General features: G+C 42.7%; 22 protein-coding genes and 1 pseudogene. 15 read left to right on the forward strand and 8 right to left on the reverse strand.

Annotated features, from left to right (window positions below; genetic code table 11):
• The coding region (locus AC6I5A_RS08535; protein ID WP_034614472.1) for a type II toxin-antitoxin system prevent-host-death family antitoxin at window positions 1-179 on the reverse strand (179 nt) is incomplete at its 3' end.
• A gap of 272 nt (window positions 180-451) precedes the next feature.
• Here AC6I5A_RS08535 and AC6I5A_RS08540 point away from each other — a divergent pair.
• From AC6I5A_RS08540 to AC6I5A_RS08565, 6 genes and pseudogenes are all read left to right on the forward strand, one after another.
• A complete protein-coding gene (locus tag AC6I5A_RS08540) occupies window positions 452-742 on the forward strand; it encodes a type II toxin-antitoxin system Phd/YefM family antitoxin (RefSeq protein WP_034614475.1) in 291 nt (96 codons plus the stop codon).
• Window positions 739-1065 (forward strand): type II toxin-antitoxin system RelE/ParE family toxin, encoded by a 327-nt coding sequence (locus AC6I5A_RS08545; RefSeq protein WP_034614477.1) that lies wholly within the window; start codon window positions 739-741, stop codon window positions 1063-1065. Before AC6I5A_RS08540 ends, AC6I5A_RS08545 begins: the two co-directional genes overlap by 4 nt.
• Window positions 1066-1342: 277 nt before the next feature.
• A pseudogene (locus AC6I5A_RS08550) lies at window positions 1343-1561 on the forward strand (protease Lon-related BREX system protein BrxL); the annotation flags it as partial.
• Between the two features lie 84 nt (window positions 1562-1645).
• Window positions 1646-2578 (forward strand): transketolase, encoded by a 933-nt coding sequence (locus tag AC6I5A_RS08555; protein WP_034614478.1) that lies wholly within the window; start codon window positions 1646-1648, stop codon window positions 2576-2578.
• Window positions 2578-3585: a transketolase family protein gene (locus AC6I5A_RS08560; RefSeq protein ID WP_034614481.1), complete on the forward strand. Its 1008-nt coding sequence runs from the start codon at window positions 2578-2580 to the stop codon at window positions 3583-3585. Before AC6I5A_RS08555 ends, AC6I5A_RS08560 begins: the two co-directional genes overlap by 1 nt.
• A gap of 14 nt (window positions 3586-3599) precedes the next feature.
• Window positions 3600-4739, forward strand: coding sequence for a RuBisCO large subunit C-terminal-like domain-containing protein (locus AC6I5A_RS08565; protein ID WP_034614484.1), 1140 nt, complete (start codon window positions 3600-3602; stop codon window positions 4737-4739).
• A gap of 4 nt (window positions 4740-4743) precedes the next feature.
• Here AC6I5A_RS08565 and AC6I5A_RS08570 read toward each other — a convergent pair whose 3' ends face one another.
• Window positions 4744-5712, reverse strand: coding sequence for an MBL fold metallo-hydrolase (locus AC6I5A_RS08570; protein WP_034614487.1), 969 nt, complete (start codon window positions 5710-5712; stop codon window positions 4744-4746).
• A gap of 201 nt (window positions 5713-5913) precedes the next feature.
• On the opposite strand from AC6I5A_RS08570, the gene AC6I5A_RS08575 reads away from it, so the two are divergent.
• A complete protein-coding gene (locus AC6I5A_RS08575) occupies window positions 5914-6447 on the forward strand; it encodes a YehS family protein (RefSeq protein ID WP_034614490.1) in 534 nt (177 codons plus the stop codon).
• Between the two features lie 61 nt (window positions 6448-6508).
• Window positions 6509-7861: an MATE family efflux transporter gene (locus tag AC6I5A_RS08580; protein ID WP_497900618.1), complete on the forward strand. Its 1353-nt coding sequence runs from the start codon at window positions 6509-6511 to the stop codon at window positions 7859-7861.
• Here the strand turns inward: AC6I5A_RS08580 and AC6I5A_RS08585 are convergent.
• The 5 genes from AC6I5A_RS08585 to AC6I5A_RS08605 all read right to left on the reverse strand — a co-directional run bounded on the left by AC6I5A_RS08585 (window position 7858) and on the right by AC6I5A_RS08605 (window position 14515).
• Window positions 7858-11616: a dynamin family protein gene (locus tag AC6I5A_RS08585; protein WP_497900610.1), complete on the reverse strand. Its 3759-nt coding sequence runs from the start codon at window positions 11614-11616 to the stop codon at window positions 7858-7860. The two genes, AC6I5A_RS08580 and AC6I5A_RS08585, sit on opposite strands and share 4 nt — an antisense overlap.
• A 170-nt stretch (window positions 11617-11786) precedes the next feature.
• Complete coding sequence (locus AC6I5A_RS08590; protein ID WP_034614497.1) at window positions 11787-11906, reverse strand: DUF4023 family protein; 120 nt, start codon at window positions 11904-11906, stop codon at window positions 11787-11789.
• A gap of 93 nt (window positions 11907-11999) precedes the next feature.
• The gene (locus tag AC6I5A_RS08595) at window positions 12000-12773 is read right to left on the reverse strand and encodes an ABC transporter permease (protein WP_034614500.1); all 774 of its coding nucleotides are present in this window, start codon (window positions 12771-12773) and stop codon (window positions 12000-12002) included.
• On the reverse strand, window positions 12770-13525 hold the full coding sequence (locus AC6I5A_RS08600) for an ABC transporter ATP-binding protein (RefSeq protein WP_034614503.1): 756 nt from the start codon (window positions 13523-13525) through the stop codon (window positions 12770-12772). The genes AC6I5A_RS08595 and AC6I5A_RS08600 overlap by 4 nt, the downstream gene beginning before the upstream one ends.
• 3 nt (window positions 13526-13528) lie before the next feature.
• The gene (locus AC6I5A_RS08605; RefSeq protein WP_034614506.1) at window positions 13529-14515 is read right to left on the reverse strand and encodes an ABC transporter substrate-binding protein; all 987 of its coding nucleotides are present in this window, start codon (window positions 14513-14515) and stop codon (window positions 13529-13531) included.
• Window positions 14516-14599: 84 nt separating this feature from the next.
• Between AC6I5A_RS08605 and AC6I5A_RS08610 the strand changes: the two genes are divergently transcribed.
• From AC6I5A_RS08610 to AC6I5A_RS08640, 7 genes are all read left to right on the forward strand, one after another.
• Window positions 14600-14776: a hypothetical protein gene (locus AC6I5A_RS08610; protein ID WP_497900611.1), complete on the forward strand. Its 177-nt coding sequence runs from the start codon at window positions 14600-14602 to the stop codon at window positions 14774-14776.
• Complete coding sequence (locus AC6I5A_RS08615) at window positions 14766-15104, forward strand: ArsR/SmtB family transcription factor (protein WP_034614509.1); 339 nt, start codon at window positions 14766-14768, stop codon at window positions 15102-15104. The genes AC6I5A_RS08610 and AC6I5A_RS08615 overlap by 11 nt, the downstream gene beginning before the upstream one ends.
• A complete protein-coding gene (locus AC6I5A_RS08620) occupies window positions 15104-15511 on the forward strand; it encodes an arsenate reductase ArsC (RefSeq protein WP_034614512.1) in 408 nt (135 codons plus the stop codon). The genes AC6I5A_RS08615 and AC6I5A_RS08620 overlap by 1 nt, the downstream gene beginning before the upstream one ends.
• Window positions 15512-15539: 28 nt before the next feature.
• Window positions 15540-16586 (forward strand): mercury methylation corrinoid protein HgcA, encoded by a 1047-nt coding sequence (gene hgcA, locus AC6I5A_RS08625; protein ID WP_034614515.1) that lies wholly within the window; start codon window positions 15540-15542, stop codon window positions 16584-16586.
• Entirely contained in the window at window positions 16586-16885 is a 300-nt protein-coding gene (gene hgcB, locus AC6I5A_RS08630) for a mercury methylation ferredoxin HgcB (protein WP_034614517.1), read from the forward strand. The genes hgcA and hgcB overlap by 1 nt, the downstream gene beginning before the upstream one ends.
• 170 nt (window positions 16886-17055) lie before the next feature.
• The gene (locus AC6I5A_RS08635; RefSeq protein ID WP_034614521.1) at window positions 17056-18201 is read left to right on the forward strand and encodes an NAD(P)/FAD-dependent oxidoreductase; all 1146 of its coding nucleotides are present in this window, start codon (window positions 17056-17058) and stop codon (window positions 18199-18201) included.
• A gap of 344 nt (window positions 18202-18545) precedes the next feature.
• Complete coding sequence (locus AC6I5A_RS08640; RefSeq protein WP_052167977.1) at window positions 18546-18920, forward strand: hypothetical protein; 375 nt, start codon at window positions 18546-18548, stop codon at window positions 18918-18920.
• Between the two features lie 41 nt (window positions 18921-18961).
• Here AC6I5A_RS08640 and AC6I5A_RS08645 read toward each other — a convergent pair whose 3' ends face one another.
• Window positions 18962-20200 (reverse strand): DUF1015 domain-containing protein, encoded by a 1239-nt coding sequence (locus tag AC6I5A_RS08645; protein WP_034614524.1) that lies wholly within the window; start codon window positions 20198-20200, stop codon window positions 18962-18964.
• Between the last annotated feature and the right edge of the window lie 134 nt (window positions 20201-20334).

Consider the following 20334-nt stretch of genomic DNA (forward strand, 5'->3'; position numbering starts at 1 on the left):
TCTAACAGCTTTGCTCTTAGGTTTAGCGTTGCTTCTCTGCGTTCAAATGCAGCAATGCTCATTACAACCAACTCGCCCTCACCATTTTTGGTCAAATAAACAGGCTCAGACCTTTCTTTGCATATCCTGGTTATTTCACCAAGTTCTGTCCTCAATGCAGATGTGGGTTTAATAATCATTACTGATCACTCCTATGCAAAATTTTGACTTAATCATGCTTCTATTATATGCCGGGTTAAGTATAGTATCAACAGGACTGCTTGGGTTTCTTCATCCCAGGAAGCCCTTTCGGCTGCCGAAACGAAAGATAAAGCACTTGATACAATTTAGCGGTTTTGAATTTGAATTAGTAGGAAAATCATGACCATGACTTTAACCATATGGTTTTAGGGATGCCCTTGACCAACCGGATTTAATTTAGTACTATATTTGTATAGGGAGGGATAATGCAATGAATATAAATGAAGATATTAGACCCATATCTTATATTAAGGCTAATGCTGCTGAGATTCTGGAACAAGTTAATGAGACCCGCAGACCTGTCTATGTCACCCAAAATGGAGAGGCCAGGGCTGTTTTAGTAGATACTGAATCCTATGAAAACATGAAGAAAGCTATCGGTTTATTAAAATTACTGACCCAAGGGGAAAGGGATATCATAGAGGGGAAAATTTTATCACAGGAAGACTTTTTTTCAGGCTTTGAGCGTGAATTAGACAACTATGCCAAGCTAAGATCATGACGACAAGCGAACAGCATGGCTTCTGGACCCAAACGGCCCAGCAGGATTTAAAAAGAATAATAGAATATATTGCCGCAGACAATGACCTTCAAGCAAGACGAGTTTACCTTGCCATTAAACAAAAAGCCGATAACTTAGGGCAGATGCCTCTGCAAGGACGAATTGTTCCCGAATTGAGACTTCATAGCATCCTGATTTACAGAGAATTAATTAGTCCGCCTTGGCGAATTATTTATAAAACTGAAGAGAATAAGCTCTGGGTGCTTGCCGTAATCGATGGAAGGAGAAATGTTGAAGACTTATTACTTGAAAGATTCCTTTAGCATGGAACCTCACGTTCAAAAAATGTGAGGTTTTATTGTGTTTAATTTCTCATATTAGGGAAATTTCCATAAGAAATACAAAACGAAGCAGTTTTTGGCAGGACATAGCAGAAATATGCCGAATTTATGGATATAGTCAAAGAGGCACCCCCGAAATTGATAGAGACCCCAAACAGGTTTCCTCTTAACAAATATTATGATGATCTTTGGATCAGTTTGAACTGGATAGAGACACGGATAAGATATGCCGTGTGCTTCATTGTGATGTAGTACGGTTGTTTTGGGTGACCTCAGCATCGGTGGCACTATCATAAAGGTGGAAGAATTGGTGAATACTTTGCAGGTATGTCTGGACAGTGGAGCCAAGAAGGTCTTGCTCCCCATTACATCGGCTGTTGACCTCGGAACTGTTCCATCTGAATTGATTGGCTGCTTTAACATTATATTTTATCAGAGTGCTGAGGATGCAGTGTTTAAGGCTTTGGGGGTTGAATAGGTTTGTATTTTTGGACTGGACAACTTTGATTCATTCACCCATAGTTTGTATCAATATTTTGGGGAAAGTGGGGCAGATGTCAAGATGAACCCGAAGGAAAGTCCTTTACATCATGATGAAATCTACAGGGTAGCCGATCGAATCCGGCGACGCGTGATGGACCATACCCTCAAAAACAACGGAGGGTATCTCAGTCAAGCTTGCTCCTCTGCGGAGATATTCGCTGCATTGTATTTAAGCGTACTTAAATTAGGAAAAGTTGAACGTCCTATCGTTCCGGCACAATTCCCGGGTGTGCCTGGAGCGAACAATTCTAAATATTTTACGGGAGCAAACTATAACGGTCCAAAGTCCGAAGAGTATGATCGCTTCTTCCTTTCCCCTTCCCAATACTCGCTCGTACTTTATGCGGCTCTGATTGAAGTGGGGCGTATGGCCCAATCAGGCCTTGATCAGTTTAATCAGGATGGCAGTGTCGTCGAAATGATTGGGGCTGAACATTCGCCTGGTATGGAAATCATGACCGGTTCCCTTGGTCAGGGAATCAGCCAAGCGGCGGGTATCGCTCTGGCTCGGAAATTGAAAAATGAATCCGGTAGGGTCGTTTTATTTATGTCCGACGGTGAGTGCCAAGCGGGGCAATTCTGGGAAGCCGTGCAGGCGATGTCTTTTCATAAGCTTGGAAACATGCTCATTTATGTGGATATCAACGGCTACCAGTGTGATGGTTTAATGACCACAGTTATGAATATAGAACCCTTCGATCAACGGCTCGAAGCTTTTGGGGCAAGAGTTTACCGGGTGAATGGTCACGATGTGGCAGCCTTGACAGAACTCGGACAACTTGAATCCGATGGACGGCCCATCTTTATTTTATGTGACACAGACCCCTGTAGAGGGATTCCGCTCCTTGAAAAAAGAGTCCCCAAACTTCACTACGTTCGTTTTTCGAGTGAAGAGGAAAAGAAAGCCTATCAATTAGCTTTCGAACAATTATTCAAGGAGGAAAAACCGTAATGGAGATCCTATCAAAGGTTCATGCAAAGAATTTGATAACATGGGCTAAGGACAAACCCGAGGTCGTCGTTTTATCCGCTGACTTGACAAGTTCAGTTGAAATTGATGATTTTAGAGATACCTATCCCGAGCGGTTTTTTTCGATGGGAATCGCTGAGCAAAATATGTTGAGTTTTGCCGGGGGGTTAGCCCGCGAAGGTTATATTCCCTTTGTGCATACCTTTGCAGTCTTTATTTATCGTCGGGCTTATGACCAGATAGCTATGTCTGTTGCCTATCCAAAACTGCCTGTGAAAATGTTTGGTTTCTTACCTGGAATCATGACTCCAGGCGGGGCAACTCACCAGGCGATTGAAGATATCTCGGTGATGCGCTCCCTGCCGAATATGACCATTCTGGAATGTGGAGATGCGACAGATGTCGAGTCGGTACTTGATGTAGCCCAGGCTATTCATGGACCGGTTTATATCCGCATCCTCCGCGGCGAAATTCCCCGCTTGTTTCCTTCAACTGAACCGATGCAATTTGGCAAAGCCCGGACTCTTTCGCTTGGAAAAGATCTTGTCGTGCTTTCAAGCGGAATCTGTACCGAAGAAGCGATTCGTGCGCTTCAAGCTCTCCAGACTCAGGGGGTAGCTATTCAGCACATGCATATTACTACCTTAAAACCCTTTGACGATCCAACTGTTCTTGAGGCTATCGAACAATCTAAATATGGCGTAATAACCATGGAAAATCACTCAATTATCGGCGGTTTGGGTACCATAATAGCTGAAAAGATAGCCGAAGCGGGAATTGGAAAACGGCTCGTAAGAATTGGCCTGAAAGATACCTTTGTTCATGGTGCAAGTAAAAAATATCTTATGACAGAGTATGGTCTCGATGCTCTATCCCTTATTGCAACAGTGGAAAATTTACTCGGTGCGAACTTCGGGATTAAAGAGGCAGAACTGGCCGAAGCTTTTGTGGCTGCGGTGCATAGTTCAGCTAAGCCGGAAGCGCTTTGATTGGAGGAAGAGTTATGTTTTTTTCTGGTAGTTCACAACTCACCTTGCCTTGTGAAAGGTTTTTGGTGACCTACCGATTGTGGGGTGCTGAAAATGAGGCCTATGCAAAAGCAAAAGATATTTGTCTTGAGCAAACAGTGGAGTTTCCTGACGAACTCGTGCCTGACGGAATAATTCGGGAACATATTTTGGGTCGCATAGAATCCTTCGCAGCTTGTGGGGAGAATCAATATGAATCTGTAATTTCCTATGCCGTGGCTACTGCTGCCGGAGAGCTTACCCAACTCCTTAACGTCGTATTTGGCAATATCAGTATAAAACCCAATATTCGTGTGGAGCATTTAGAACTCCCCGAGTCTTTACTCAAATGCTTTAAGGGCCCCCGCTTTGGTCGGAATGGTTTAAGAGAACTTCTTGACGTACAGGAGCGTCCCCTTCTCTTTACAGCACTTAAACCTATGGGGCTTGGTTCGAAAGAGTTAGCGGAACTAGCCTATACATTTGCCCTTGGGGGTATAGATATTATTAAGGATGACCATGGCCTATCAAACCAGGCCTTCTGTCCCTTTGAAGAACGAGTAAAACTTTGTGCCGAGGCAGTTCAAAGAGCCAATTGGGAGACGGGGCGTCATTCTATCTATATGCCTAATATCACAGCACCTTTTTCTGAAATAAAAGGGCGAGCGAAACTCGCCAAGGACCTTGGAGCGGGTGGATATTTGATTTCCCCAGGTTTAACGGGGTTAGATCTTATGCGTGAAATTGCAGAAGATGAGAGTTTAGGGCTTCCAATAATTAGTCACCCTGCCTTCCAAGGAAGTTATGTCTTAAATCAAAGTGGGATTTCCCATCATGCTTTATTTGGTCAAATCGTGCGACTGGCCGGTGGCGATGGAACCATATTCCCAAACTTTGGAGGACGTTTTTCTTTTAGTCGCGAAGAATGTGAAGGCATTGTTCGTGGAACAGCTATGCCCATGGGAATTCTTAAAACGATTTTCCCTTGCCCTGCCGGGGGCATGAGTTTATCAAGTATTCCCGAATCACTTAAAATCTACGGGAAGGATGTCATCTTTTTGGTTGGCGGAGGGCTTTTTATGCATGGTCCGCAACTAATTGAGAATGTACGATATTTCCGGAAAATTATCGAATAGCAATTCATATAATCCCATAAAAAAACATCCCATTCCTATCGCTTCGGCCAACGAGTCCGGTATGGAATAAATGTTCTAAATGAGACAGGGCTTCCCCAGAGGCAAACCACTTTTGTGAGTTTGGAAAATCATCCCACCTTAGATTGCCAATATCCCAGTGCATATGAGGAGCCACTTCGCCGACTGTCTTTGCACTATCTTTCAAAATAGTTAAAACTTCTTTGAGGCGTTTTTCATGGTGGTCAAAGAGCTCAATGATTCTTTTCCGGTGCTCCCTAAGAACTTTTCTGTGTCCAGTAAATAAGTAATTAATTTCATACTCGTACACCTTCTGGAGGCTATTTAAATATGTAGCCAAAATATCCTGTCCAAATCCCCAGAATGATATATTAGGAGTAATTTCATCTAAGATATGGTCCCCACAAAAAAACAGCCTGTGTTTTCTTTCATACAAGCCGATATGTCCCGGAGAATGACCGGGAATATCCACAACTTCAAAGCAATAATCCCCTATGACTATTTCGTTTCCCTCAGATAACGGGATGAATTCCAGCGGTTCGATCTGCACGTCCCCAAAATCTTTGCCAAAAGGGTTGTTGCTTGTCAGATTATATATTTTGTTATGCGTTTGGATGGTTTGAACAAAATTCCCTTTTCGGGAGATATTATTAAACAAATCCCCATCCAGCTGACTAAAATAGATTGCCTGTACGCCGTGTTTTTTCAGGATTGGAGCAAGACCGGAGTGGTCGGTATGCATATGAGTAATAAAGAGATCGGTTTTATTGAGAGCAATGGTTAGTTCTTCCAGACCGCTCATTAACTGAGCCTGACAGGTTGCTGTATTAAAGCCCGTATCGATAATTAAATTCCTGTTTTCGGATGTTATGATGTAGCTGTTGATGGCTTTTAAGGGGTTTCTGGGCAGGACTATTTCATTCTTGAATATATTTGGGTATACTTCTGCTATCACCGTTTTGCCTCCATTAATAATCAAATAACCTCATCTTAATACTACCCGCTGCAAAGTTGAAGGATATTATAGCTGCAATCTCTCTTAGGAGAAATTGCCAATACCTACTGGGCTCAAGCGTGCATATCGGTGACCCTGCCACCTTGAAATGTTCATGCTATAATATAAGTATAGCATAAGAAAGATTTAGGAGGATTATAGATGGATAATAATGATATATTAATTAGATTAAGATATGCACTGGATATCAGGGATCCGGATATGGTAGAGATATTTAAACTTGGCGGCGTTGAACTATCACGAGAAATTGTGAGGAAGCTGCTCATCAAATCAAAAGACACTTACCGTTACAATAATGAAGCTGACGATCATGACAAAATAGAAGCAAAGGAAGAAAATATAAAGTGTAATAATAGTACGCTGGAGTCATTTTTAAATGGCTTTATTATATTTAAAAGAGGAAAACAAGATCCAAAACCGGGACAAGCTGAAAGACCGGTTCTAAAGAATAAGAATCCTAACAATCCTAATAATATGCTGCTTAAGAAATTGAAAATTGCGTTATCACTAACAAGTGATGATATGATTGATATATTTGAAAAAACAGGGGTTATGGTAACAAAAGGAGAATTAAGCGCTCTGCTAAGAAAAGAAGGACATAAGAATTATAAAGAGTGTGGAGATAAATACGCTAGAAATTTCTTAAAAGGATTAGCTATTAAATACAGGGGATAATGACACCATCCCAGTTTAGATTATTATAGTATCCCAAAAGGAAGAAGAGAGAAGAACTTATATAATGAAAAGTTTAGATATGCGTAATGGAAATATTGGCGGTCTGCTCTGGGAATTTTCCTTACCCGCAATTATTGGCATGTTAGTGAATGCCTTTTATATTATTATAGCCCGAATCTTTGTGGGGCGAGGCGTGGGTTCCATAGGAATTGCCGCCACCACTGTAGCTCTCCCGATTATGATTATATTATTTGCTGTAGCCATGCTGATTGGCATTGGCGCGACCGCCTTGATTTCGATCCGTCTTGGGGAACAGAAACAAGAAGAAGTAGAGAGAATTGCAGGTAACGCTACCCTCTTATTAATCTTATTGCCTTTAATGCTTTCCGGCGTCTATTTCCTCTTTTCTGAGCCGATCTTAAGGCTGTTTGGCGCCAGTTCAGAGGTTTTACCTTATGCCCGGGATTATATCCATATTATCATGATTGGGGCAGTCCCTGGAGCGCTTTCCTATGGGACAAATAACTTCATCCGGGCCGAAGGGAATCCTCGGTTTGCTATGATAACCCAAATCATTGGCGCTGTAATCAATATTATCTTAAACTATGTATTTATCTTTAACCTGGGGTGGGGTATCAAAGGCTCAGCCTTGGCAACTATCACGGGGCAAACTGTTTCGGCGGTTTGGGTGTTCAGTTATTTCTATACAGGTCGAAGTAAGATTAAAATTAGACTCAAAAACCTGAAACTCCAAGTTCCGATTGTTGTGAGGATCGTTACGATAGGCTTTGCTCCTTTTGCGATGCAAATAGCCAATAGTGTTCAGCAAACGATCTTAAACAAAACCCTTATGGCTTATGGCGGAGATATAGCCCTTTCAGCTGTAGGTATTCTCATGAGTTTGGCAATGTTCCTCATAATGCCAATTGTCGGAATCAGTCAGGGAGCTCAGCCTCTGATTGGGTTTAATTACGGCGCTCAGCTTTATGAGCGAGTGAAAGAAACATTAATAAAAGGAACGATTGCCGGTACGGCCATAGCTTCCGTGGGTTATATCATCGTTCGAACCGCTGCTACCCCAATCGTAGAACTCTTTAGCAAAGGAGATACTGCCCTGACGCAATTGACCGTGCACGCTCTGGTTACCTTTCTTGCCGTTCTTCCAATCGTCGGATTTCAGATCATTGGCGCAAATTATTTCCAAGCCGTGGGCAAACCTGTTCAATCAACGATTCTCAGCCTATCAAGACAGGTGCTCATCTTCATTCCACTCTTACTCATTTTGCCTAATTTATATGGAATAGAAGGAGTTTGGATAACGGCGCCGATTGCAGATTCTTTGGCTGTGGTGTTGACAGCTGCATTTCTCTTCTTTGAAATGAAAGAAATAAAAATGAGGCGTGTAAGAAATTAGACTTTTTTAATGTTAGCCAATCCGGCCAATTCTGTTTGAACTTGTTCCAGGTAGTTTACGTCATAGCCATCCGCCAGGGCTGTGGCTAACCTGGAGTAATAGCCGGATACTTCCAAAAAAGCTTGCTCTCTAAGCTTTTGGCATTCAAGCTCAAACAATTCCTGCCAAAATTCTTTATGGGTATTACTGCATTCATTTAGCCAAGCCTTAATTTTGGGCTGGATCAGCTGCATAATCGTATCCAGCATTTTAGCCCGACCTTGCCCCTCGACCCAGTCTTTAGGATTTTTATAGAGATCGGCCGTTTTAGAAAGAGAGTTGGTATCCCAGTTTAGAACAGGCGTTCCAGGCTCTTCCTGGGAAGGAATTTTGTGCTCGTTTGGCAAACTGCACTGTTGATCAGATTGGCTGACAAAGGCGGCATACTTATTTAAAACAAGGTCCAGGGTTTTTTGCACAAATCTCTCCATTCTAAGGGAGGTAGCATGGATCTCCTGGACCAGTTCAACTTCAATGTCCTGGAGAAAGTCCCCAATACATTGCTGAACAGCAAGCTTAGGCTGCTCCTCTTTTGGCTTCTTTAGGATAAAAAAGTCTCGGTCAAACAGACCGGAATAACGATAGGAGAGTCTTTGATTAACATAATAAATAAGTTCGTCAATCTCTTGGGCAATGTAACTTTCCTCCGCTAAAAGAGAAATCTGTTCTAAACCTGAAAGAATCGTTTGTTCAAGATTTCGGTAACCCTGCAGTTTTCTCGCTTTTTGAGAAGCATCGGATTGGGCTGCTTCCAATAAGCCATTCACCGACTGTAAGATCCTTTGAATTTCCTTGTTAGCAGATTCTACCGCTAAGTTGATCAACTCTTCTTCGATAAAGGTATAGAAACTTGTTTCAAAGAGTTTTAGCCCGGAAGCAAAGAGCGCCTTTTCCGGTTCCGGAAGACTCTCTTGCGGACTTAGCTTAAGGCGTCGGCGATAAAGCTGCTCTTCCTCAGGCTGAAGGTTTCCCTCAGCAGCCAGCTTTACCAAAAGAGCCAACTGACTGGAAACCGGGAAGAGCCGTGGCCGAATAATATCACTGGTTCGTAAATTTTGTTCGACGTGTTTAAGGACCAGAGTTAATTCCTCAGGCGTTTGGGCCAAATCCGAGGCATTGACAATGAAAAAGAGCTTGTCCATTTCGAAGGTGTCTTTAACTTTACCCAATTGGGAAAGAAATTGGGCATCCGCCTTACAGAAAGGATTGTTATAGTAAGTGACAAATAGTACGGCATCGGCATTTTTAATATAATCAAAAGCAATATTGGTATGGCGGACATTCGTGGAATTAGATCCGGGCGTATCCACCAGTACTACCCCTAGTTCTGTTAACGGGCAGGAAAAGTACAGCTCAATGCCTTCCACAAAACAAGCCCTATCCTCTGAAACGACAAAATCACGGAAATCAAGAAAATCGACGGTTAGCTCTTCGCCTAAGTGCTCCAGTAAAGAGGATTGATCGCGCGCAACAGCCTTGAGAAAACTCAAGTATGGTTTTGCTTCGAGCGGGACATCCTGGGTGTCTAAGCCGGGAATTTGGCGTAAAGCTTGGGTTAAGTCTGTTGCGGTTAACCCAAATACCGCTAAGGACGATAGCACATCAGTGGTCAGATCAGGAAGACTCTTTAATTTTACTTTGGTAGTGCCATGAGGATATCGGTCAGTTGGGGGTAAAATTTTATTGATAGTGGCAGTCGTGGGATTCGGAGAAACCGGAAGCACTGAATCTCCAAGCAGAGCGTTAGCCAGGGAGGATTTTCCCGCGCTAAAAGCACCGAAAAGGGCGACTGTAAATAAATTATTTTCTAAGCGGGCAATCCTTTGACGGAGAGATTTTACCCTTAAACTAAAACCTGGTAAAGGGGCTACTAAATCAGAGCAGATCGTTAAATCCTGGACAGTTTCCCATAGTTTCGGGTGTCCCCTTCGCACCGTTGCAGCTGAGGTTTTATTTTTTAACCCGGGAAATTCGCTTTGGGAAGAATTGATATTCCCCCGCAGCCCCATATATCCTTTTTGACGATCCGCCTGCTGACGACTTGCCTTTAAAGCTTGATCCCTGTTCGAGTCAGGTAGTTTATCGTCTGTCCAGAGACGATCTTCCGTAAATTGCGAAGATGCCTGCTCCCAGAAGGTTAGCAGTTCCGCCATATGATTGTTGTGGAGCACATCAAGTCTATTTAATTCCGCTAGTGAGCCAAGCATCCGTCTGTGGTCCTCTAATTGTTCCTGAAGGCTCGGTAATTCCCGGTGGGTTTTTTGATTTGCGGCTTCCTGAGCGCGTTCGATCCACTTTTTACCGCTTTGCCGATAAACGGATTTGAGGGCAACGTCTAAGTCGTTGGTATAGTTCATGACATATTCTCCGGAAACCATAGCCCCGGGACGTATTGTTTGAAGCAAAAGTTCAGGTTCAAACGATACGTTCATTTGAGATACCTGATCGACGTAGCTTTCTGCCGGCAGGTCATAGCGAGCAGGTATTTCCGCTAATATTTTGCGCAAATGCCAGGTTATGTTTGCTTCTGAGCGGGTTGCCAGTTCCGTAAAAAGTTTGTTAAGGCGTTGCTCCTGCTCGGATTTCGTTTTAGCTGAACTGGCAAAAAAACCGGCTTTAAAACCGGGCTGTCTGGAACTAAGCACATGTTTGGCCAGTTCCCGCGTTTCATAACTAAACAAACGAGCATTTTCCAAGAGCTGGTTTACCTCTGTCATAATTTCAGAATCGATGGTTTCTGCCAAAGCGGTTAACATCCGGATTTGCTTTTCCAGATCCTGAAAAGCAAACAAGACTTCCTGCTCATTAATGGCTTGTTCTCTGACCCAAAGATGAGGTTCACGCAGAACCTCTTGCTGTTCAGAGAAAAAGCTGCTATGGCGCTGTAGTACCTGACGTACAGAGCGGATGACCGTTGAAATTACAAGTTTCGCTCCTCCTGAGCGCAACGCAGTTAACATTTTTTCCAACTGCTCCAATTGGCAAGCGGGGGATTTATCCTCTGTCAGACTGGTAAAATATACTCTTAGTGGTTTCAAGTCCCATTGTTTCAAGCCCTGGGTTAGCTTAGTATAAAAATCGGCCAGAGAAAGCTCCAAGTCAACATGTTTATCTATTTGATTAACGATCAGTACGTAGGGAATTTCACGAGCTTGCAGGGTTTTCAAAAAACTGAAATTCACCTGAGATTCAACATGATTGTAATCCGTTACGTAAATCACCACATCCGCCAAGAGCAGGAGGGGATTTGCCGCCTGCTCATGCCCGCTCTCAATGGAATCAATTCCAGGGGTGTCAATCAAACTTAGGCCCTCCGGAGTTGCCCAAAAAAGCTTCAGGCATTCCAATTTTGGATCCTGACATAACGCATGGAACTGCTCACGCTCCGGTAAAGCAACCCTGGTAGGGGGCTTGTACTTTGGCCATATCCCTATATTTAATGATTTACCCGGTCTGATGTACACGGAATTCTTACTTGAAGACAGTGGACTTACCGGCAGGAGGTTATCCTCACCTATTAACACGTTTAATAACCTGGATTTGCCTGAAGAGACATAACCATAGCAGGCTACAGCAACTTCCTGGCGTTCGAGTTTTAATTTAAGGGTGTTGAGAATCCGGGCATTCAGCTTGTCTCCACACCTTTGCAAGTTTTCATAGAGCTTATCCAGATATGAATCCAAGTTAACTTGACTAAGTTCTTTAGTAGCCATCATTACCCCCATTACATTCTGCCTATGAATTATCCAATCGTTATTCGATCCTATTATTCTTCGCTATAAAGTAACAATTTTCCTGCTTATTTTGATAGGTTCCAATGCATTCTGAAGGCCCACTGAAACATAAAAGAACCATGACCTTCCAAAGATCATGGTTTCCGGCAGGGTTATTTATTAGTACTGTGTTGCTTATTAGGTAACTTTTTGTTTGGTTGCCTTTTACCTTGCTTTTTGTTATTTTGTTCGGTCTTTTCCTGTGCATCGAGTAACTTATCCAATTTATCCATCGATGGTCCTCCTTGATAATGGAACTTCATTATTACTTTAACCAGACTTTCTCGAAAACATGTGCTTACTGTAATATTGGTTAATGCGTTCGTTCAGTTCCCCTTGAGATGCTGCCAACGGCAAAGGGTCGTTTCCAAGAGATCCACGACAATAAATAAACTGACCCCCAGTAGAGCCATCATAATGATTCCGGCAAACATCTCATCCGGAGCCGCCCGGCTCCACGAATCCATAATGAAATAACCTAATCCCTCGGTTGTAGCAAACGACTCGGCAAAGAACAAAACAGCAATCGCTGTCCCCATACTCAGGCGAAGAGAAGTCAGAATATCGGGCAAACTTGCCGGCAAGAGCACGTACCGGTAGACTTGAGCTCGGTTTCCGCCCAGAGAACGTAGGGAAGAAACCGTTTCAGCCGTTACTTTGCGAACAGCATCGCGTGTTGTAACTAATATTTGAAAACAGACGATCAATGTAATGAGGAAAATCTTCGAGCGATCTTCAAGTCCGAGAAACAAGAGGATCAATGGGAGAAAGACAATCTTTGGGATGGGATAGATTATATAAACCAAAGGGGCCAGGAACCTGTCAATCCGCCGTTCATATCCCATAATCAATCCGAGGGGAAGACCAATCAGTAACGAGAGTAACGTAGATAGGACGACTCGATACGTGCTGACCCAAAGGTGTCTCCCGAGGTCCGCTTCGAACAGCAAGCGAGAGGTGGCGCATATAGCTGCCTGAGGTGTCGGTAACAGGGGCGTATTAAAGCTCCAGGCGGCATACAGCCAGAGTATTAACAAAAATAAAGCAGCTCCCAAATATCCAAAGAACTGTCCCGGAAATTCTCTTCCTTGCCGGCTCATCCAACCGTCCCCCCTTCCAGGAGAGAACGGACATATCTCGTCTTCTGGAAAAATTCCGATGTCTGACGATAGTCATTTTGCGCAACAAGAGGATTAAGTATTTCGCCCATGACTTGAGTGGGGCGGCCATCCGCCAGCACTAAGATGCGACTGCCTAGAAAAACAGCCTCTTCAATACTGTGAGTTACTAAAACAGTTGTTAACTTCTGTTCCTGCCAGATTTCTAATAATAGTTTTTGCAGTCGTTCACGGGTCAAGGCATCGAGGGCTGACAAAGGTTCATCCATTAAGAGCAAATCCGGTTGTAAGGTTAACGCCCGGGCCAAAGCCACTCTTTGTCTTTGCCCTCCGCTCAACTGACTGGGAAAATGATTCTTCACTTCCCACAAGCCCATTTTGTGGAGCATTTCTTCGACTGTTCCATGATACATCCGCTTAGGCATATGCCGAACCCGCAAACCTAAACTAACATTTTGCTCCACATTAAGCCAGGGAAAGAGCCCATATTCCTGCAGAATAAAGGCTGTTTTCCGCCGGGTACCTTTCACCGGCTCATCCCAAATTCTGATCTCCCCGCCTGTTGGTTGCAATAACCCGGCTAAGAGATAAAGGAGGGTGCTCTTGCCGCAGCCTGACGCGCCTATTAAAACTAAGCTTTCTCCTTGTTCAACTTTCAAGCTAAAATCGTCATAGACCTTGACCTGTGACGCTCCTTGAACATAAGCCAGATCACAATGAGAAACTTCAATCACAGGTTATTCTCCCCTTATATTGGAATCTACTAAATCTTGATAGCTGTAAGCTTGGGGAAGGAGCTTCTTCTCAACCATCCATTTCATAATACCATTGATTTCTTTCTCTGTTGGAAGCTGAAGCTTCGAAAAGGTAGGCATTTTATAGCTTTCCTTTAACTCAGCAGGGATTTGGGTTTTTTCGAAAAAAAGACTGCGATATTGATCGGGATTGTTATTTAACGCTTGTCCGGCGGATCCATAAGCTTTTACGGCAGCTATAATTCCAGCAGGATTCTCCTGAATACTACCGGTCCGAAATATGAAAACGGTCTGGGAAATATTCCGGTACGTATCATCAATAATCAGATGGGCTCCCTTGGCTTGAGCCAGGGAAGCCAGAGGATCAGGAAGGCAAGCGGCATTGATCTGGTCCGATAGTAACATATCTGTACGAACAGGCATTTTAGGGATCGACATCTTCTTCACATCGCTGAGCAGAACTCCGTGATCCAGAAGCATTTGATCGCTTACATAGTCGATGATCGAGTTCTGCGATATCCCCAGGGTCGCTCCTTTTAATCCTGCCATGTCTTTAATACTCGACTTGGGTGAGGATAAAATCGCAAAACGTCCTTCTTGAGGAGTTGCTCCAAGCCCGATCGAAGCAATCTTCACCTCGGTTCCGACTTTCTTTAACAAAGCCACGGCTATCAAATCCGCAACTTCTCCGTCAATTTGTCCTGCTTGCAATGCTGTATCCCGCTCCAGGGCACTCGCAAAGGTGATGAGTTCTACTTGAACTCCTTCTTTGGCATAGAGGCCATCTTTTTCGGCAACATAGAACGGCAAGTTATCCTCAATGGGCAACACCCCAATTTTAACCGTTTTCCCGACGCTTTTAGCTGGTTGATTATTTTCCGGGGCCTTAGTTGCGGCGCAACCGGAAACAACGATGGCCAGACAAAGAACGATACTAAAAATACTAAACCGAAAATTAAGTTTTCCCATTTAATCTCGATACTCCTATTCTTCATTATTATTGCTCTATAGTTCAACTATTATTAGTTTCGACAAAGAGGTTGGGATTCCTCCTTGCCCGGAATTCAAGACTTATTTGACTTACGGACAAAACAAAACATGATCGCAAAAGATCATGGTTTTGTGAACAACCGCTATATAGACAGTTATCTATATAACGATTATAATATGGATATAGACAGTAATCTATATCTGCTTCAAAAAGATTTCGGAGGTTTTTATGAAGTATAGTTATGCAGAATATGTTTTATTATTTAAGGCAATAGCCGATCAGACACGTCTGAACATAGTAGACTTACTTTCTGACGGCGAAAAGTGTGCCTGTCAACTATTGGATAATTTCAAGATTACCCAACCAACTTTATCATATCATATGAGGATTCTGTGCGATAGCGGGATTGTTGATGGAAGGCGTGAAGGGGCATGGATGTATTATCGTATTAATGGTGCTGTTATTGAAAATATCACTGAGTTTTTAGGAAAGATTAAATCTAATAATGAACAATGTATAAGAATGTCGGATAATAATTGTAATTGTCATGTAGAGGTGAACATTTAATGAATAAAGCAAAGGTAGCCTTTGTTTGTGTACACAACTCTTGCCGTTCACAGATCGCTGAAGCCTTAGGAAAGAAGCTAGCAGCAAATGTCTTTGAATCATACTCAGCGGGTACTGAAACAAAACCTTATATTAACAAGGATGCGGTTAGGATAATCAAACAACTTTATGATATTGATATGGAAAAGACGCAGTTTTCAAAGCTTATTTCTGATATACCACAGCCTGATATTGTAATAACTATGGGATGTAATGTAAATTGTCCTTATTTGCCGTGCAAGTACAGAGAGGATTGGGGTCTGGGAGATCCAACAGGAAAAAGTGATGATGAATTTCAAAAAACGGCCAGGACAATAGAACGTAAAATTTTAGAGCTTAAGGAAAGAGTGCTAAATAACCAATTTTAGTGTCTATATCATTAGAAGAGGTGCCGATATGGAAATAACCATCAGGGAATTGAAAGTGATGCAAACCTCAGCTGAATTGACGTTTAGTGATGTTTTAGGTAGTTGGAAAGCTCGTTGGGGAATTAACAGAATGAACTATATTGTGGAACCTGGTCTTTATAGGGTGGGGAAACCAGATAGTAATTCTCTTGTCCTGGTTTCAGCTAATTATAAAATGAGCTTTGATAGTTTAAGAAAAGAATTGAATGGCTTAAACGCCTGGATTTTAGTGCTGGATACCAAGGGCATAAATGTATGGTGTGCTGCCGGAAAGGGAACCTTTGGGACCCAAGAGCTTCTCAACCGGATTGCTATAGTACAATTGGAGAAGTTTGTGTCTCACAAAACAGTTATCGTACCACAATTGGGCGCACCGGGGATAAGTGCCCATTTGGTTGCCAAGTTTTCCGGTTTTAAAGTGGTTTATGGACCGGTGAGGGCCAAGGATATCAAAGAGTTTATCAATACGGGAATGAAAGCTACTGCAGAAATGCGGACGGTCAGGTTTAGTGCCTATGATCGCTTGGTTTTGACGCCAATAGAATTAGTCGGTGCCTGCAAAGCTTCCCTGATGATTTTTGGGGTACTCTTTTTATTAAATCTCCTTGGTCTGGGGCCTTTCGGAAGCGTTGATTTTTATGCCTATATGGGTGCAGTCATTGTAGGATGTGTTTTAACCCCGGTTTTGCTGCCGTGGATTCCAGGCAAAGCTTTCGCGTGGAAAGGGTGGTTATTGGGATTTATTTGGGTGATCGTTGTTTATATGCTTAATGGATGGAATGGATGGAATGGATGGAATGGATGGATAACCGTTCCCCAGAATAGCATTTGGAGAGTGCTGGGATATTTACTGATTCTTCCTTCCGTAGCTGCTTTTTTGGCGATGAACTTTACAGGTGCTTCAACATTTACTTCCTTTTCAGGCGTCTTGAAAGAGATGAAAATAGCTCTTCCACTGATAATTATCTCGATAGCCTTAGGAATAATCCTGATTTTGCTTAACAATTTTTTTGAACTTAAAGGAGTTGTTATTTAATGAGGAATAGATATTTTAAAAATGTGTCCACGTTGAATTTGAAGTCAGAGCAATGTACGGGCTGTGGCAGGTGCATTGAGGTTTGTCCGCATAATGTGTTTCTCATAGAAAACAGAAAAACGGTTATTTTTGATAAAGACGGCTGTATGGAATGTGGCGCCTGCGCTAAAAACTGCCCGTTTAATGCCCTGGAGGTTAAGCCCGGTGTGGGTTGTGCCGCCGGTATCATTAAGGGCTGGCTGACGGGAACAGAACCAAGCTGCGGTTGTTCGGACGGCGGCGGAGACAGCTGTTGTTAATAATTTCATGAAGCACGATGAACTTCCATCGTGATATTCACCATGTCCAGGATGGTGAACACTACCAGGAATCGACAGAATTAAGTACATCTTATATACCTGTACCTGTACCTGTACCCAAGTAGTTGGAAACGGAACTGAAAAATAAGATAATGCAGGTGGAAAACTTAATGCACATAAGCAGTAAGCAGCTTAAATCGGATATCATAATCATTGGCGCAGGTATTATTGGATTAAGCATTGCTTATCACATTCTGGAGGCGGATCCCCAACTATCGGTAACAATATTGGAAAAGGAAAAAATACTGGGGCTGGGTTCCACCGGCAAAGGAACCGGCAGTATCCGCTACCAATTCAGCAGTCCCCTGCTCCGGCGTCTGAGTTTACTCAGCAGGGATTTCTTTCGAAATTTTGAGTCCGCTTTTGATACCCCAATTTGGTATCTGGAAAAGGGGGGCTTAATGCTGGCCGCTCATGAGGGCTTGTGGAATCAACTTCAAGTGACAAGTGAACAAGCCGAGGCTGAGGGCATACCGATGAAGCTCCTGAAACAGGAAGAATTGCGGGAGAATTTCCCATACCTCCGCAGAGACCGCTTCCTGGGCGGAACATATTGTCCGTGGGATGCCTATGCTGATCCGTATGCTGTTCTGGCTGGCTTATATTCTGCGGTGCGTCGAAAAGGCGCCACCGTTCATTTTGGACGGGAAGCAACGAAAATCATCATCGATGGAGATAGAATAAAAGGCATTGAAACCAAGCAAGGGACTATGTGGAGCCCAATTATAGTAAATGCCGCCGGTCCGTATGCTGCCCAGTTTGCGGCAATGGCGGGGATTACGCTTCCTGTGCAGCCCTTTCGTCGCCAGGTCTACGTCTGTACCAACCCCAGAGGTGTGCCGCCGGTTACGCCCTTGATTATGGATTTGGCTTCCGGTTTCTATTTGCATCAGGAAGTCAGCGCCAAGGTGGTTTTATTGGGGGGAACAGATAAATACACTTGGCCAGGACTGGAAGACGCGGTTGATAAATCCAGGGCTGAAGATTTTTTTCTGGCCGCAATTGATACAATTCCTTCCGCCATTGATATCAAATGGTTGCGCACTTATACGGGGATTTGCGAACAAACACCTGATTTTCTGCCGATTATCGGCGAAGCTCCAGGCTTAAACGGACTTATTTTGGCTAACGGGTGCAGCGGGCATGGCTTTATGCACGCTCCCGCTATCGGATGCATCGTAGCAGATCTGATTTTGAACGGCGGAACTGAGCGAATCGACCTTAATTTATTCCATCCGGACCGATTTGCCAAATAAATAAATAGCATTGGGAGGAGAACAGACATTAATTACGTCCTAATAACAAAACCAAGAGGTCTTTGATCCAAATTGATGGAGACCTCTTTCTTGTGGCTATTTTTAGGGGTACTCTGTACCCCTATTTGTGTTGCTTAAAATTAATTTTCATACCTCCCTGTGAACTGAAAGTTCATAAAGTTTATATTGTAATTTACACAGTCAGCAGTTATAATAAGAACATAGGTTCGGAAATTAGCCAAATATATGTACTGCGAGGTGGGTAGAATATAAAACATATGCTCTGATTACGTTTATCTTAGATCATTTAATAGCGTCGTCTTGATTATAATGGAGGTGTAATAATGCCAAAAGCAACAGCTATTTGTTATCTTTCCTCGTTATTGTTCTATGGAATGGGATTTTCGAAAATTACGGTCCTTAAGAACGCCGTTACAGAATATGTAAATACTTACGACTATACTACTAATGTATTTTTGGCAACGGGGTATTTTGTTTTGGCAATCTTCTTTGCTGTAATCGGTTCTCTTTTCTTTTACTATAACTTTTACGTTCAGAATAATAGAGAACAAGAAACTATTGAAATAAATAACATCGAGTTCAGAGGAAAAACGGGTAGGGAATCGGATGATAGAAGACTAGCGAGCATACTTGAGATAAAAGCCCGCTTAACAGAGTCTGAGTACGGGCTCGATCTGGACAGGAGAATGTCTTCCTAGGATGCACAAAGCCCTTGGAACCCACAAAGTAATCTTAAGGATCACTTTAACTCATGAATGAACAATCCACTTCTAAGCTTAGGTTCAAACCAAGTAGACTTCGGGGGCATTAATCTACCTGCATCGGATACATCAAACAACTCATTTATTGAAGTTGGATACATGGAAAAGGCAACCTTCATATCACGATTGACTCTTTTTTCAAGTTCTTTAAGTCCTCGTATTCCACCGACAAAGTCGATTCTTTTATCCATTCTTATGTCTTGGATATTTAGAACTGAAGTGAGTAAATGATTTTGAAGCAATGATACATCCAGTCCCTCTACAGGATCATTGGAACGGATCTCCTTTTTTACTGTTAACTTATACCATACTCCTTCCAAATACATCCCAAATGTAGCTTTTTCTGCAGGTTTATAGGGTTCCGACCCTATTTTTTCAACTAAAAATGCTTTAGCTACCTCACGTAAAAATTCTTCTTTAGTCAAGCCATTTAAATCTTTGACCACACGGTTGTAGTCTAAAATCATCAATTGGTCATGTGGAAAAAGCACCGAAAGGAAGAAGTTGAATTCCTCTTCTCCAGTGTACCCCGGATTTTCAGCTCTTCTTTTTAAGCCAACCTTAACTGCGGAAGCTGTTCTATGATGCCCATCTGCTATATAGATGCTTTCGACATTACTAAATTCCGTAGATATTGTTTCTATGTCGTTAACATTATCAACTTTCCATACCGTATGTCTCACTCCATCAGGAGCTACAAAATCGTATAAGGGAGAGTTCTTTTTGATCACATCCACAACTTCATTTATAGTTTTTCGAGAACGATATGTTAAAAAAATAGGTCCGGTTTGAGCATTACAAACATCGACATGAATTGTTCGATCGATTTCCTTGTCCTCTCTCGTTTTCTCATGGGTTTTGATGACATTGTTCAGGTAGTCTTCTATCGTAGCGCATCCAACTAAACCCGTCTGAGAACGACCATCCATAATCAGTTCATAGACATAGTAACAGGAGTGCCCTTCCTTAATTAACAGACCTTCATTTATCATGTTCCGGAGGTTATCTCTTGCTTTCTCATAGACCTGAGCATCATAAGGGTTGAAATCCTTAGCAAATTGTGTTTCTGCTCTATCAACTCTCAAAAACGACAGAGGTTCCTTTAATACTTCTTCTAAAGCTTCTTCACGATTATAAACATCATAGGGGAGTGCGGCTACTTTACTTGCAACATCTTCCCTGGGCCTCACCGATTTAAAAGGTTTTATAGTAGCCAAAAATATTTTCCTCCAAGCTATTAAGTTATTTTCCCTTGTTGATATTAATCCATTAGAATAAAGGTGTCAACACTTCTCAAAAAGAGATAATGTATACAGAGAGCACTAACCCTGTTGGAGGCGGACCCAATTAT

It is taken from the genome of Desulfosporosinus sp. Tol-M2 (genome assembly GCF_059735615.1).